The organism is Pseudomonas sp. V98_8 (assembly GCF_029967975.1).
In the GTDB taxonomy this organism is placed as follows: Bacteria; Pseudomonadota; Gammaproteobacteria; order Pseudomonadales; family Pseudomonadaceae; genus Aquipseudomonas; species Aquipseudomonas umsongensis.
In genome coordinates this window covers 1-13,558 of record NZ_JASCAE010000038.1, presented here as the reverse complement: position 1 = coordinate 13,558, position 13,558 = coordinate 1, and the positions used below count along the sequence as shown (strand labels likewise).

The window sequence follows — 13,558 nt, the reverse complement described above, 5'->3', positions numbered from 1 at the left end:
TGAAAATCCAGGCCACCTTGGTTGGGGGGCTTTGATTCGCTGATCAAGCTCGTATAGGGTGGCGTTTTTTTCCATCAGGGAGCTGGCCATGTTGCGTCTGAGCGCGCTGTATCGTTATCCGTTGAAATCCGGCAAAGGGGAGATCCTGCAACAGGTTGGCCTCGACAAGCTGGGGCTGGACGGCGATCGACGCTGGATGTTGGTGGATGAAGCCAGTGGACGCTTCTTGACCCAGCGCGCGGTAGCGCAGATGAGCCAGCTGTCGGCATTGTGCAATGCCGAGGGCGGCTTGACCCTCAGCGCGCCCGGCCATTCGCCGATCGATGTCGACTTGCCCGACAGCGATGCTCAATTGCGCGGCGTGACCATCTGGCGTGACAGCTTGCGTGTGCCCGACGCCGGCGATGCGGCGGCCGCCTGGGTCAGCCGGTTCATCGGCAAGCCGACGCGCCTGGTGCAGGTGCCACTGGACCGCGCACGGACCACCGCATCGGGCTATGGCCAGGACGACGATCAGGTCGCCTTCGCCGATGGCTTCCCGTTGTTGCTGATTGGCCAGGCATCGCTTGCGGACTTATCGCAACGCGTCGGGCGCCCGCTGGAGATGCTGCGTTTTCGTCCGAACCTGGTGATAGAGGGCAGCGAGGCGTTTGCCGAGGATGGCTGGAAACGCCTGCGCATCGGTGATGTCGAGTTCCGCGTGGTCAAGCCCTGTTCACGCTGCATCATGACCACTATCGACCCGCAGACCGGCGAGCGTAGCGCTGACCGCGAACCCTTCGCCACCTTGCAGAAGTACCGTGCCCAGGCCGAGGGTGCGATGTTTGGGCAGAACCTGGTCAACGACGGCAATGGCCGGCTCGAAGTCGGCATGCCAGTCACCGTGCTCGAATAAATACCCCTCAATGAAAATGCCCGTGTCGATGGACACGGGCATTTTTTTTCGCGATGAAACCGGGATTTTAGCCGCGGTATTCGCACAGGTAGGCGGTGTCGACGGCCACCTTGAGCTGGAACTTGCTGTTGGCCGGCACATTGAACTGGCTGCCAGCGGCGAAGGTTTCCCAATCGTTGCTGTCCGGGAGCTTGACGGTCAGGGCGCCGGACACCACGTGCATGATTTCACGCTGGCTGGTGCCGAATTCGTATTCGCCCGGAGCCATGACGCCAATGGTCGCTGGACCTTCAGCAGTGCCAAAGGCGATCGACTTGACGGTGCCGTCGAAGTACTCGTTGACTTTAAACATGGGCGATTCCTCGAAAAGGGCTAAAAAGGGCCGGCCAGTATGCACAAGGCCCAAGGCCTAGTCACCTCTCTAAAGCGCAAGGACAAGGGGCAACAGGCGTGCGGTATTGCGCGCGTCTTCCAGCGCCCGGTGTTGCTGCCCGCTGAACTGCAGTCCCGCCAGTTGCAGGGCACCGTTGAGTCCCAAGGGTCGTTCCAGGCGCCGGGCCTTGGCAAAGCGCTGCTTGAGATTCATGTGCGGCACTTGGCTCAACGCGCTATCGAGTGCCAGGCGTTGCCAATCCTGGAGCAACTGTTTGCGATCGTAGTCGCCCCAACTGACCCAGCCTTCAAGCCGCGCGTGATGTTGGCCCAGCCAACGCTCGAACGCCGCCCAGACTTCGCCGAGGGGCTGTGCGGCATCGATATTGGCCTGGGTGATGTGCGTTAACTCCCGGCAAAACGGCGTCAACAAAGGGCGCCGCAACGGGCGCACGAAACGCTGGAAGAAATCCAGCTCGCGGCCTTTGTGATCCACCAGGGTGGCACCAATTTCGATGATTTCCATTTCCGTAATGGGCCAACCACCCTCATCGGTGGTGGCTTCCAGATCAATGACCAACCAGTGAGGCATCGCAGGGTTCCCGGTATCCGCATGCTGATAGGGCTTGAGCGTAGCCAAAGCCTGCGGTTACGCCTAGCGGCTTATTCGACCTCCAGCAGAATCTGACGGTTTTTCACCTGGTCTCCGACCTGCACCTGCAAGCGCTTGAGCACGCCGTCGATACCCGACTTGAGCGGGTGCTCCATTTTCATGGCTTCCAGCACCACCAGCAATTGGCCTTTGCTGACCTTGCTGCCCTCACTGACCAGCACGTCGATGACCGCACCGTCCATGGGCGCCTTGAGGGTGCCGCAGCTGACACTGGCCTGGCTGCAGGCCGGCGCTTGAGTGCGATCCACCAGTCGCAGGCTGCCGGGACCTGTGTGCAGCCAAAGTTGCCCGGCCTCCATGCGGTACGCATGACGCTGGCGGATGCCGTCGAGTTGCAGCGTGGCCCAGCGGCCGTCGCTCTGGATGATCTTAAGTTCGAGGTGGCGACTGGCGACTTCAACCCGCAGCGGCTCACCGGGAACCGCGTGCAACGCCACCGGCCAATCCTGATCGTCCAGTGCGAGGCGATAGTGCAGCGGCACGCTGGCGTTATTGCGCCAACCGGCCAGCGCCACCGGATGCGCCTGTGCCGATGCCTGATAGAACAGCGCCGCGGCAATCGCCAGTTGTTCGGCACTCGGGACCTGGCGCTGCAAACAGGAATGTTCGGCGAAATGCTGCTCGATGAACCCGGTGCTGAACTCGCCACCGATGAATTGCGGATGTTGCAGCAGGCTGACGAGCAAGCGCTGGTTGCTCTGTACGCCCAGCAGCACGCAGTCCTGCACGGCCCGCAGCAACTTGCGCCGAGCCTCTTCACGGGTCTGGCCGTGGGCGATGATTTTGCCCAGCAGCGGGTCGTAGAACGGGCTGATCCCCTGGCTTTCGACCAGCCCATGGTCGATCCGCACGCCATCCTGCAAACGCGGTTCCCAGGCCGTGACTCGTCCGGTTTGTGGCAGGAAACCTTGCGCAGGGTCTTCGGCGTACAGGCGCACTTCCATGGCATGTCCCTTGAGCTGAACGTCTTCCTGACGCAGCGGCAGCGCCTGTCCCTGGGCGATGTTCAACTGCCAGGCCACCAGGTCCAGGCCGGTGATGAATTCGGTCACCGGATGTTCCACTTGCAGTCGGGTGTTCATTTCCAGGAAGTAAAACTGTCCGCGCGCATCCAGCAGGAATTCCACCGTGCCCGCGCCGACATAGTTGACCGCGCGTCCCGCCTTGAGCGCCGCTTCGCCCATGGCCTGGCGCAACGGACTCGTCATCACGGGGCAGGGGGCCTCTTCGATGACTTTCTGGTGGCGACGCTGGATCGAACAATCACGCTCGCCAAGGTAGATCAGGTTACCGTGCGAGTCGCCGAACAACTGCACCTCGACATGGCGCGGTTCGATCAAGGCCTGCTCGAGGATCAGTTCGTCACTGCCAAAACCGTGCAAGGCTTCGGAGCGAGCGCTGCGCAGCTGTTGCACCAGGTCGCTGGCCCCATGCACCAGGCGCATGCCACGCCCACCGCCGCCGGCACTGGCCTTGATCATCAGCGGGTAGCCGATGCGGTCGGCTTCGCGGATGAGGGTGGCATCGTCCTGTTCGGCACCCTGATAACCCTCGATGCAGGGTACGCCGGCATTGAGCATGGCGATTTTCGACCGGCGCTTGCTGCCCATCAGCTCGATGGCTTCGGGGCTGGGCCCGATGAAAGTGATGCGGGCGTCCTGGCAGGCGCGGGCGAAAGCGGCATTTTCCGAGAGGAAACCGTAGCCCGGATGGATGGCATCCGCGCCAGTGCGCCGGGCCGCGTCGATGATCGCCTGGATATTCAGGTAGGACTGCTGCACCGGAGCCGGGCCGATGTTCACCGCTTCGTCGGCCATTTGCACGTGCAGGGCATCGGCGTCGGTGTCGCTGAATACCGCGACGGTGCGGTAGCCCAGGGCCTGGGCGGTGCGCTGGAGGCGGCAGGCGATTTCACCGCGATTGGCGATCAGGATCTTGCTGAATCCGGGCATGTTCTGCTCCCAGGGATTTGCGTTGAATGTGAGGGCCTCTTCGCGAGCAGGCTCGCTCCCACAGTTGAAACGCATTCCAATTGTGGGCGCGAGCCTGCTCGCGAAGCTTTTAAAGGGCCCACCCCGGTTTGCGTTTTTGCACGAATGCCGTGGTCCCCTCGACCCCTTCAACCCCGGTCACTGCTTCGCTGAACCACTCGGCCGCCTCATCGAGCAAAGCATCCGATGGCTGCATGGCGCTCGCCAGCAACAGTTTCTTGGTCGCCGCATTCGCCCCGGGCGCGCAACAAAGCACATGGGCCAGCACTTCATCGAGACGCTCGGCCAATGCCTGCGTATCGTGCTCGACAAAATGCACCAGCCCCATCCGCCGTGCCTGGGTGCCGTCGAAACGGGCTGCGGTCAGGGCGAGGCGGCGGGCCTGGGTCAGGCCGATGCGCTGCACCACGAACGGTGCGATCTGCGCTGGCAACAGACCGAGGCTGGTTTCCGGCAGGCCGAACTGCGCCTGGTGATCGGCCAGGGCTATATCGCTGACACAGGCCAAACCGAAGCCACCACCGAGCACCGCGCCTTGCAGGACGGTGATCACCACCTGCGGCGCATGCTGCACCTCTTGCAGCAACGCACCGAACAGTCGATTCAAGTCGCGGTGCGCGCCCGGACCTTGGGCGCGTGCATTGGCCATGTCCTTGATGTCGCCCCCGGCACAGAAATGCCCGCCGGCACCGCCGATCACCAAGGCCCTGACTCCCCGGTCATCGTGCACTGCCACCAGCACCGCACGCAGTTCGCTGACCATCTGCAAGTTCATGGCGTTGCGGTTGTCCGGTCGATTGAGGGTGATGTGCAGCACGCCGTTGTGCATATCGAGCAGCAGTGTCTGGCAATCCGGCAGAGTACTCATTTGTTTTTCCCGGGCAGGATGCCCATGAGCTTGCAGATAATCCCCAGCATGATTTCGTCGGCACCGCCGCCGATCGACACCAGGCGCACATCGCGGTAGGCGCGGGCCACCGGGTTGTCCCACATGAAGCCCATGCCGCCCCAGTACTGCAGGCAGCTGTCGGTCACCTCGCGACCCAGGCGACCGGCCTTGAGCTTGGCCATGGACGCCAGGCGCGTGACGTCCTGGCCCTTGATGTATTGTTCGGTGGCTTGATAGACCAGCGCCCGCAGGCATTCGATCTCGGTTTGCAGTTCAGCCAGGCGAAAGTGAATGACCTGATTGTCGATCAGCGCACTGCCGAAGGTTCTGCGCTCCTTGCAATACTCGATGGTGCTGTCGACGCAGTACTCCAATCCCTTGATCATATTGGCCGCACCGAACAGGCGCTCCTCCTGGAACTGCAGCATCTGCATCATGAACCCCGCGCCTTCGTGACCGATGCGATTGCGCTGTGGCACCCGCACGTTGTCGAAAAATACCTGGGCGGTTTCCGAGCTGCGCATGCCCAGTTTGTCCAGGTGCGAGCTGAGGCTGATGCCCGGCGTGTTCATCGGCACCATGATCAGCGACTTGTTGACGTGCGGTTTGTCATCCGAGGTGTTGGCCAGCAGGCAGATGAAATCGGCGCTCGGCGAGTTGGTGATCCACATCTTGCTGCCGTTGATCACGTAGTCGTCGCCGTCCTTGCGCGCCGTGGTTTTCAAGCCGGCCACGTCGGACCCCGCGCCGACTTCGGAGACGCCGATGCAGCCGACCTGCTCGCCGCTGATGGCCGGGCGCAGGAACTCATCGCGCAACTCATCGGAACCGAAACGTGCCAGGGCCGGGGTGCACATGTCGGTCTGCACGCCGATCGACATGGGAATCCCGCCACAATGAATGGTGCCGAACTCTTCGGCGGCGACGATCGAGTAGCTGTAGTCCAGGCCCATGCCGCCGAATTTTTCCGGTTTGGAAATGCCCAGCAGGCCGAGGTCGCCGGCCTTGCGAAAGATCTCGTGGATCGGAAAACGCCCGGCCTTTTCCCATTCCTCGACGTGTGGATTGATCTCATGATCGACGAACTGGCGGACGGTACGACGCAGTGCTTCGTGTTCCTGGGTGAAGATCATTTTTATTTTTCTCCTGGCAAACCACGCAGAGCGTGGGAACGATCAAAACCTCGCGACACCGAAGCTGTTGGTTTGCAGCGAGCGCACCTCGGCCTCGTGACAGATATCCAGCAGGTAACCAAGAAGGGTCCGGGTGTCCCGTGGATCGATCAGGCCGTCGTCCCACAGGTTGGCGCTGCCATACAGCGCCGTGGACTGGCTGTCGAGTTTCTGCGCGGTGACCTGTTCGAGCATGTCGAGCATTTTCGGGTCGGGCACCAGGCCGTCCTTGGCCTGCTTGGCTTCGGTGACGATGCGCAACACCTTGCCGGCCTGGGTGCCGCCCATGACGGCGGTGCGACTGTTGGGCCAGGCGAAGATGAAGCGTGGGTCCAGGCCCCGGCCGCACATCGCGTAGTTGCCGGCGCCGTAGGAGCCGCCCACCACGATGGTCAGTTTCGGCACCCGGGCATTGGCCACCGCCTGGATCATTTTGGCGCCATGCTTGATCACTCCTTGCTGCTCTGATTCGGTGCCAACCATGAACCCGGTGGTGTTGTGGAAAAACAGCAGGGGCGTCTGGCTCTGGTCGCACAGCTGAATGAATTGTGCAGCCTTGCTCGCACCCTTGGGCGTAATCGGACCGTTGTTGCCGATGAATCCGCAGGCGCGCCCCTGGATTGTCAATTGGCCGCACACGGTCTGCTGATCGAACTCGGCCTTGAACTCGAGGAAGTTCGAGCCATCGGCGATTCGGGCGACGATCTCACGCACGTCGTAGGGTTTTTTCGGATCGTCCGGGATCAGGCCCAGCAATTGGTCGATGGGGTAGAGCGGTTCCTGCCATTGTCTGGCAGGCAACACCGGCAAGCGAGCATTCCATGGCAGCAGACTGACGATCTCGCGCACCTGGCGCACGCCGTCGGCGTCATTCTCTGCCAGGTATTCGGCGGTGCCGGCGGTTTGCGCGTGCATCAACGCGCCACCCAGTTCTTCGTCGCTGGCGACCTCTCCGGTTGCTGCTTTTAAAAGAGGCGGGCCGGCCAGGAACAGCTTGGCCTTGCCACGCACCACCACCACATAGTCCGACAGCCCCGGCTGATAGGCACCGCCAGCCGTCGCCGAGCCGTGGACCACGGTAATCTGCGGCAGGCCCATGGCCGACATGCGTGCCTGGTTGGCAAAGCTGCGCGCGCCTTCGACGAAAATCTCCGCCGCGTAATTGAGGTTCGCGCCGCCACTCTCGGCCAGGGTAATCACCGGCAGTTTGTTTTCCATGGCGATCTGTTGCAGGCGCAGGGATTTTTTCAGGCCTGAAGGGGAAATGGTGCCGCCCTTGATCGCACTGTTATTGGCCACCACCAACACCCGCACACCTGACACGTAGCCGATCCCGGCAATCAAGCCGCCGCCGGCCGAACTGCCGTCCTTGTCGTCGTGCAACTTGTAGCCGGCCAGGCTCGCCAGTTCGAGAAATGGCGCACCCGGGTCGAGCAGCAGGTTGAGGCGCTCGCGGGGCAGTAACTGACCGCGTTTTTCGAACCTGGGCCTGGCCTCGGCCGCCTTGTCCAGCAGGTTCTGTTCGAGGGTACGGACCTGTTCGACGGCGTCCAGCATGGCCGCGCGATGACGGGCGAACTGTTCGCTGTGGGGGTCCAGTTGCGATTCAATCACCGGCATGGGTTATTCCTTGTCCTTGAGAACATCAGGCAAGTACGCGCGGTGGAAGCCGTTGTACGAGTGGCTGTTGGTCGCCTTGTGAATCGGCCATGCGCGCCCGCCGAGGCTGGCCGCGCCGTCGATGCGCAGGGTGCTGCCGCTGATGAACGCCGCCGCCGGGCTGAGCAGGAACACGATCGCCGCGCTGACTTCCGATTCGGTGCCGATGCGCTTGAGCGGCACGTGCTCACGCAAGGTCGGAATCACCGCCTTGAACGCACCTTCGTAGGTGTCCATGCCGCTGGAAGCGATCCACCCCGGCGCCACAGCGTTGACCCGGACCCCGGCGTACCCCCATTCGAAGGCCGCGGTCTTGGTCAGGTTGTCCATGCCCGAGCGCGCCGCGCCTGAGTGGCCCATGCCGGGCATGCCGCCCCACATGTCGGCGAGCATGTTGACGATGGCGCCGCCGTGCTTGCTCATGGACTGGTTGAACACTTCCCGGGCCATCAGGAATCCGCCCAGCAGATTGGTGCGCATCACGGTTTCGAAACCCTTCTGGTTGATCGAGGCCAGGGGCGATGGGTACTGGCCCCCAGCGTTATTGACCAGGCCGTGAATCGGGCCGTACTTGCGGATGAATTCGCTGACAAGGTGCGTGACCGCTTCTTCCTCACGGATATCGCAGGTGCCCCAGTCAGCCTTGCCGCCATCTTCGGTAATCTCGGCAGCGACATTTTTCAACTTGTCAGCCTTGCGCCCGACCAGCAGCACATGCGCACCGAGGGCCGCCAGTTCGTGAGCCGTGCAGCGGCCAATGCCACTGCCGCCACCGGTGACGATGATGGTCTGGCCGGCAAACAGACCGGCTTTGAAAATCGAATCGTAAGCCATGGCGGCAATCCTCTAGTTGACCTGGTCGGCGATGCGCTGTGGCACCGGAATCTGGATCTCCAGCAATTGCTGGGCGAAGGCCTTGCCCTGCGGATCGATCCGCAGGCTGGCGACGCCTCCGCCACCCAAAGCGTTTTCCAAAAGGAAATTCAGGCTGTGGCTGGCGGGCAAATACCAACGCTCGACGCGCCCGTGGATCGGGTCGAGGACATGGCTCATCCAGTCGACGATCACGGCCGGGGTCAAGGCTTCGGCGATCCACGGCAGGTACTGCGGGTCGCGGGCCATGACGCCGATGTTGCTGTGATTGCCCTTGTCACCAGAGCGGGCCACCGCGAGCTTGACCAGGGCGACGCTGGCATCGGCAGGTCCCGTGGGGCGGGGTGGCTCAATCGGCACGGGCAAGTCGGCGCTGTCGAGCACATCGAGGGCGGGCAGGGCGCACGAGTGGCGCTGGCCCATGAGATCAATTTCCAGCGTGCAGGCAGTTTTGTCGATCAGGAACGAAAACAAGCGGATCAGCGGATACACCGTCGGCCGGCCGCCGACGATCCCGGTCAGCCCCGGCGCCATGCCGGTGGCGGCCTGGGCGATTTCCCGGGAGAACAGTATCAATGCCGGTTTGTGCGGATGGCGCACCGCGAGCTTGATCACCACTTCGCGACTGTCCTGGCGCTGCCCGTGGGGGCCGTACGTGGCTTCGCTGCCAAGCAGTTCAATGTTCACCTCGCTGTAGGGCGCCCAGCCGCGCTGGCTGAACATCTGTGAGGTCTTGTTGATGATCGCTTCGCTGACCCTGCGGCCCTTGGCGACCGCATCGATTCCGGCGATCAGGCAACTGGCGGTGCAACGGAAACCGTCCGGGTACGTGGCGCTGACCTTGTACTGAGCGGTGGGCGGCAAGCCTTTTGCGCCGTGCACCCGGACCGCGTTCCTGCCTTGCTGCACGAGTTTGACCTGGGTGAAATCACAGACCACGTCGGGCAGCAGGTAGGCCCGCGGGTCACCGATTTCGTAGAGCATCTGTTCGCCCACGGTCAAGGGTGTGACCAGGCCGCCGGTGCCTTCGGGTTTGCTGACGATGAACTGGCTGTCGGCGCTGACTTCGACGATGGGAAAACCGATGTGCTCGTAATCGGGCACATCGCGCCAGTCGGTGAAGTTGCCACCGGTGCATTGCGCGCCACACTCGATGATGTGCCCGGCCAGCGCCGCCTGGGCCAGTTTGTCGTAGTCGTGCCACGACCAGCCGAACTCATGCACCAGCGCGCCGCTGACCACGGCGCTGTCGACCACGCGTCCGGTGATCACGATGTCCGCGCCCAGGCGCAAGGCCTCGACAATGCCCGGTGCGCCCAGGTAGGCGTTGGTCGAGACACACATCGGCGGCAGGGGGGCGGCGCTGAACATTTCATGAATGCCAAGGCTGCCCAGTTGTTTGATCTGCGGTTGCAAGTCATCGCCTGACAAGACGGCGATCTTCAGCGCGACGCCGGCCTTGTCGCAAGCTGCCTGCAGGGCGGCTGCACAGGCTTGAGGGTTGACCCCGCCGCCATTGCTGATGACGCGGATCTTTTGTTCGGCCAGTTGAGAGAGCAGAGGAGAGAGCACTTCGATGAAGTCACTGGCGTACCCGGCCTGGGGATCTTTCATCCGTGCGCCGGCCATGATCGACAGGGTGATTTCGGCCAGGTAATCGAAGACCAGGTAGTCCAGGCGCCCGCCTTCGACCAGTTGCGCGGCGGCGGTCGAGGTGTCGCCCCAGAAGGCGCTGGCGCACCCGATGCGAATTGTTCTTGGCGCAGTCAACTCCATAACCACCTCCGGCAACAATGCTGTGAGACTACCAAGCAAGCGCTTGGTTTGTAAACGACTGAACTATCTTCTGCCCGAGCGCTTGCTTGGTCGTCGCCAGTTGCTTAAATTGCCAGCGCAACCCAATGTTTTCGCGGGGAGCGCGGCATTGGACTGATCGACTGTAGGAGAGAACGGGTGGATGAGCAAAAAGCCTTGAGCGTCATGCGCGAGTTGGTCGACAGCGGACAATTGACCGACCCGGACAGCGCCCGGGGCAAGTTGCTGCAAGTGGCGGCCCACCTGTTTCGCAACAAAGGCTATGAACGCACTACCGTGCGCGACCTGGCCGGTGCCGTGGGCATCCAGTCGGGAAGTATTTTTCATCACTTCAAGAGCAAGGACGATATCCTGCGGGCGGTGATGGAGGAGACCATTCGCTACAACACCGCGTTGATGCGTGCGGCCATCGCCGAGGCCGACACCGTGCGCGAGCGGGTGCTGGCGCTGATTCGCTGCGAATTGCAGTCCATCATGGGCGGCAGTGGCGAGGCCATGGCGGTGCTGGTCTATGAATGGCGGTCACTGTCCAATGAGGGGCAGGCCAAGGTCCTGGCGTTGCGCGATATCTATGAAGACATCTGGCTGCAGGTGCTGGGTGAAGCCAAAAGCGCCGGTTTTATCCGCGGCGATGTGTTTATCACCCGGCGTTTCCTGACCGGAGCGTTGTCCTGGACCACCACCTGGTTTCGCGCCGATGGCAGCATGAACCTGGATCAACTGGCCGAGGAGGCCTTGATTCTGGTACTGGCGGGCAAATAGGGCGTGCAGGCGGGTCGGCAGGAAACTGGCTAAGTGGTCGAAATCGCCTAGCTTCAATGCATTGATGCAGTTTTCGGGGAGTGGGTTGTTTTGATGTCTTCGCCAATTCGGACGGCTTCGCGACTTTTACTGGCGGTACTCGCGGCGCTGGCAATCATGCCGACCCAGGCCGCGCAGCTGGTGCGCATCGGTGCCGCGCACTTTCCTCCCTATACGGTACGCCCGGAGTCCGGTGCCGACACTGGCTTGCTACCGCAATTGGTCGCCGCTCTCAACAACCTGCAAAGCGACTACCGGTTCGTGTTGGTACCCACCTCCATTCCCCGCCGCTTTGGCGACTTCAAGCAAGGCCGGGTGGACATGGCGATCTTCGAGAACCCTGACTGGGGCTGGGGGGACATACCCCACACCAGCGTCGACATGGGCCTGGAAGACGCCGAAATCTTCGTTGCGCAACGCTTGCCACAGCGCCAGCAAAGCTACTTCAGCGAGCTCGCCGGCAAGCGCCTGGCATTGTTCAGCGGGTATCACTACGAATTCGCCCACTTCAATGCCGATCCCAAGTACCTCGCCACTCACCACAACGCCACCTTGACCTATTCCCATGACAGCAACCTGCTGATGGTGCTGCGTGACCGCGCCGATGTCGCCCTGGTCACCCGCTCCTACCTGAGCGACTACTTCCTGCGCAACGAGAAAGTCGCCAGTGAGTTACTGGTATCCGAGCGCGTCGACCAGATCTATCACCACTACGCCATTCTCCGCCCGACCGCGCCGATCAGCGGCGAGGTCTTCGGCAGGTTGCTGCAAGGGTTGCGCGATAATGGCCAGATGCTGAAGATTTTCGCCCCCTATAAAATCGCGGTATTGCCGGTGCCCGGTAACTGAGCGGACACCGCAAGTCATGTCGCTTAAATTTCCAGGCTCCGCTCACGTCATCCGTTGACCTGTCGATGAATAACGTGAGCCCGACCCATGTCCATTGCGAATGTCCTGACTGCGTTGCCTTTATCAACCGGCGGTAGTCTTGTAGCCGATGAAACCGCAACCGGGCTGAGCCTCAGTCTTGAAGGCCAGCCGTTGATCTCGTTACACCTGACGCGCGAGCCGGAGTTGCTGCTGCAGTTGCCAGAGGGCGCAGCATGCCTCGACCATCGAGCGGTCTGGGCCGCTTGTTATTGGTTGTTCGCCCGTGACCCTGCTTGCCAGCGTCTGCTCTGGCAACTGGATGAGGCCCCGCCTGCCGCCTTGCTCGACGCATTGCTGATCCCTACCGAAACGGTTGGCCAATACCGGAGCGAACGCACGCTGTTCTGGCAGTTGCCACAGCCGTGGGTGGGCCGATCGCTGATGGGCTGTTACCCGCAGCAGAGGGTCCTCAGCGGCGGCAAGCGTCACCCCCTGCGCCCACCGAAGCCGCAAGGCGAGGTGTATCGGCGTTTCGATGTCGGGCTGGGAGCCTGGGTTTCCCTGCGCACGGTGGATATCGACGAGGATCTTGCGCGTTTCAATGGCTGGCAGAACAGTCCTCGGGTCGCGAATTTCTGGCAAGAGCAGGGCAGCCTCCATCAGCATCGAGAGTACCTGGGCAAACGCCAGGACGATCCCCATACCCTGACGTTGATCGGTTGTTTCGACGATCAACCCTTTGCCTATTTCGAAGCTTACTGGGCTAAGGAAGATCGTATCGCACCGTTCTATGATGCGGATGATTACGACCGTGGCATCCATATGCTGGTGGGCGAAGAATGTCACCGTGGTCCGCACAAGGTGGCGAGCTGGCTGACGGCGCTGGTGCATTACCTGTTTCTCGACGATCCACGGACTCGTCGGGTGGTCGCCGAGCCCCGTGCCGACAACGCGAAGATGATTGGGCACCTGCAGCGACAGGGGTTTTATTGCGAGAAGGAATTCGACTTTCCACACAAGCGCGCAGCACTGATGGCGCTGGGGCGCGAGCGTTTTTTTGATCGCTGCTCGTTGACCTGAACCGCAGGAAAATCGTCCGAATGCCGCACAGGTCTCGGACGATTTTGCCGCTAGCGGTCCTGCGCTTCCTTGGCGTCCATCTCCGCATTGCGTTCGGCGACGCGTTTGCGCTGTTCATCGGTCAGCTCAACCTTGTGGGCGGTGTCGCGCAACATCATTAAACCGCCAACGATAGAGCCAATGGCAACCACCAGAATCAACCAGGCATACCAGGGCATACGACCTCCTTGAAAGCCGGCCGGCGGGCGAGGGTTTCGCCTGTCGAACGTGCATACCACTTTGAGCGATTGGATTTCGCAGTGGTTCCATTGTATGCCTGTTCTGTGTCGTTCACCCCTGTGTCGTCTGCATCGCCCCTTCGCGAGCAGGCTCGCTCCCACAGGGGGTAAGCGTTCGCCCAAACACTGCAAAACACTGTGGGAGATTCTATGGTTGAGGTGAAGCCCTCAACTTGTTTTCGGTTGGTAT

At 61.9% G+C, this 13,558-nt stretch carries 13 protein-coding genes; 4 read left to right on the top strand and 9 right to left on the bottom strand.

Going from position 1 to position 13,558, the window contains the following annotated elements:
- The first annotated feature begins 88 nt into the window (after nucleotides 1-88).
- A complete protein-coding gene (locus QLG10_RS10860) occupies nucleotides 89-895 on the top strand; it encodes an MOSC domain-containing protein (protein WP_110749628.1) in 807 nt (268 codons plus the stop codon).
- Between the two features lie 67 nt (nucleotides 896-962).
- Here QLG10_RS10860 and QLG10_RS10855 read toward each other — a convergent pair whose 3' ends face one another.
- From QLG10_RS10855 to QLG10_RS10820, 8 genes are all read right to left on the bottom strand, one after another.
- The gene (locus QLG10_RS10855) at nucleotides 963-1,247 is read right to left on the bottom strand and encodes a pyrimidine/purine nucleoside phosphorylase (protein WP_007973461.1); all 285 of its coding nucleotides are present in this window, start codon (nucleotides 1,245-1,247) and stop codon (nucleotides 963-965) included.
- A gap of 69 nt (nucleotides 1,248-1,316) precedes the next feature.
- A complete protein-coding gene (locus QLG10_RS10850; RefSeq protein ID WP_033042085.1) occupies nucleotides 1,317-1,859 on the bottom strand; it encodes an exonuclease domain-containing protein in 543 nt (180 codons plus the stop codon).
- A gap of 71 nt (nucleotides 1,860-1,930) precedes the next feature.
- Nucleotides 1,931-3,892, bottom strand: a complete 1,962-nt coding sequence (locus QLG10_RS10845; protein ID WP_110749627.1) for an acetyl/propionyl/methylcrotonyl-CoA carboxylase subunit alpha — start codon at nucleotides 3,890-3,892, stop codon at nucleotides 1,931-1,933.
- Nucleotides 3,893-4,001: 109 nt separating this feature from the next.
- Nucleotides 4,002-4,799, bottom strand: coding sequence for an enoyl-CoA hydratase-related protein (locus tag QLG10_RS10840; RefSeq protein ID WP_110749625.1), 798 nt, complete (start codon nucleotides 4,797-4,799; stop codon nucleotides 4,002-4,004).
- Nucleotides 4,796-5,953: a citronellyl-CoA dehydrogenase gene (gene atuD / locus QLG10_RS10835; protein ID WP_110749623.1), complete on the bottom strand. Its 1,158-nt coding sequence runs from the start codon at nucleotides 5,951-5,953 to the stop codon at nucleotides 4,796-4,798. The genes QLG10_RS10840 and atuD overlap by 4 nt, the downstream gene beginning before the upstream one ends.
- Nucleotides 5,954-5,995: 42 nt before the next feature.
- Nucleotides 5,996-7,612 (bottom strand): geranyl-CoA carboxylase subunit beta, encoded by a 1,617-nt coding sequence (atuC, locus tag QLG10_RS10830; protein ID WP_110749621.1) that lies wholly within the window; start codon nucleotides 7,610-7,612, stop codon nucleotides 5,996-5,998.
- Between the two features lie 3 nt (nucleotides 7,613-7,615).
- Nucleotides 7,616-8,485, bottom strand: a complete 870-nt coding sequence (locus QLG10_RS10825; RefSeq protein ID WP_110749619.1) for an SDR family oxidoreductase — start codon at nucleotides 8,483-8,485, stop codon at nucleotides 7,616-7,618.
- A 12-nt stretch (nucleotides 8,486-8,497) separates the two neighbouring features.
- Nucleotides 8,498-10,300 (bottom strand): acyclic terpene utilization AtuA family protein, encoded by a 1,803-nt coding sequence (locus tag QLG10_RS10820; RefSeq protein ID WP_282487326.1) that lies wholly within the window; start codon nucleotides 10,298-10,300, stop codon nucleotides 8,498-8,500.
- A 177-nt stretch (nucleotides 10,301-10,477) separates the two neighbouring features.
- Between QLG10_RS10820 and QLG10_RS10815 the strand changes: the two genes are divergently transcribed.
- From QLG10_RS10815 to QLG10_RS10805, 3 genes are all read left to right on the top strand, one after another.
- A complete protein-coding gene (locus tag QLG10_RS10815; protein ID WP_110749615.1) occupies nucleotides 10,478-11,101 on the top strand; it encodes a TetR/AcrR family transcriptional regulator in 624 nt (207 codons plus the stop codon).
- 93 nt (nucleotides 11,102-11,194) lie between these two features.
- On the top strand, nucleotides 11,195-11,989 hold the full coding sequence (locus QLG10_RS10810; protein WP_282487325.1) for an amino acid ABC transporter substrate-binding protein: 795 nt from the start codon (nucleotides 11,195-11,197) through the stop codon (nucleotides 11,987-11,989).
- A gap of 87 nt (nucleotides 11,990-12,076) precedes the next feature.
- Nucleotides 12,077-13,090 (top strand): GNAT family N-acetyltransferase, encoded by a 1,014-nt coding sequence (locus QLG10_RS10805; RefSeq protein ID WP_188263789.1) that lies wholly within the window; start codon nucleotides 12,077-12,079, stop codon nucleotides 13,088-13,090.
- Nucleotides 13,091-13,140: 50 nt separating this feature from the next.
- Here QLG10_RS10805 and QLG10_RS10800 read toward each other — a convergent pair whose 3' ends face one another.
- Entirely contained in the window at nucleotides 13,141-13,308 is a 168-nt protein-coding gene (locus tag QLG10_RS10800) for a DUF2897 family protein (protein ID WP_020796133.1), read from the bottom strand.
- Nucleotides 13,309-13,558: the final 250 nt, after the last annotated feature.

Excerpts from the sequence above, each read along its gene's own strand:
- QLG10_RS10820 (WP_282487326.1), bottom strand. The coding sequence starts at position 10,300 with ATGGAGTTGACTGCGCCAAGAACAATTCGCATCGGGTGCGCCAGCGCC.
- QLG10_RS10860 (WP_110749628.1), top strand. The coding sequence starts at position 89 with ATGTTGCGTCTGAGCGCGCTGTATCGTTATCCGTTGAAATCCGGCAAA.
- QLG10_RS10840 (WP_110749625.1), bottom strand. The coding sequence starts at position 4,799 with ATGAGTACTCTGCCGGATTGCCAGACACTGCTGCTCGATATGCACAAC.
- QLG10_RS10800 (WP_020796133.1), bottom strand. The coding sequence starts at position 13,308 with ATGCCCTGGTATGCCTGGTTGATTCTGGTGGTTGCCATTGGCTCTATC.
- QLG10_RS10855 (WP_007973461.1), bottom strand. The coding sequence starts at position 1,247 with ATGTTTAAAGTCAACGAGTACTTCGACGGCACCGTCAAGTCGATCGCC.
- QLG10_RS10805 (WP_188263789.1), top strand. The coding sequence starts at position 12,077 with ATGTCCATTGCGAATGTCCTGACTGCGTTGCCTTTATCAACCGGCGGT.
- QLG10_RS10845 (WP_110749627.1), bottom strand. The coding sequence starts at position 3,892 with ATGCCCGGATTCAGCAAGATCCTGATCGCCAATCGCGGTGAAATCGCC.
- atuD (WP_110749623.1), bottom strand. The coding sequence starts at position 5,953 with ATGATCTTCACCCAGGAACACGAAGCACTGCGTCGTACCGTCCGCCAG.
- atuC (WP_110749621.1), bottom strand. The coding sequence starts at position 7,612 with ATGCCGGTGATTGAATCGCAACTGGACCCCCACAGCGAACAGTTCGCC.
- QLG10_RS10825 (WP_110749619.1), bottom strand. The coding sequence starts at position 8,485 with ATGGCTTACGATTCGATTTTCAAAGCCGGTCTGTTTGCCGGCCAGACC.
- QLG10_RS10850 (WP_033042085.1), bottom strand. The coding sequence starts at position 1,859 with ATGCCTCACTGGTTGGTCATTGATCTGGAAGCCACCACCGATGAGGGT.
- QLG10_RS10810 (WP_282487325.1), top strand. The coding sequence starts at position 11,195 with ATGTCTTCGCCAATTCGGACGGCTTCGCGACTTTTACTGGCGGTACTC.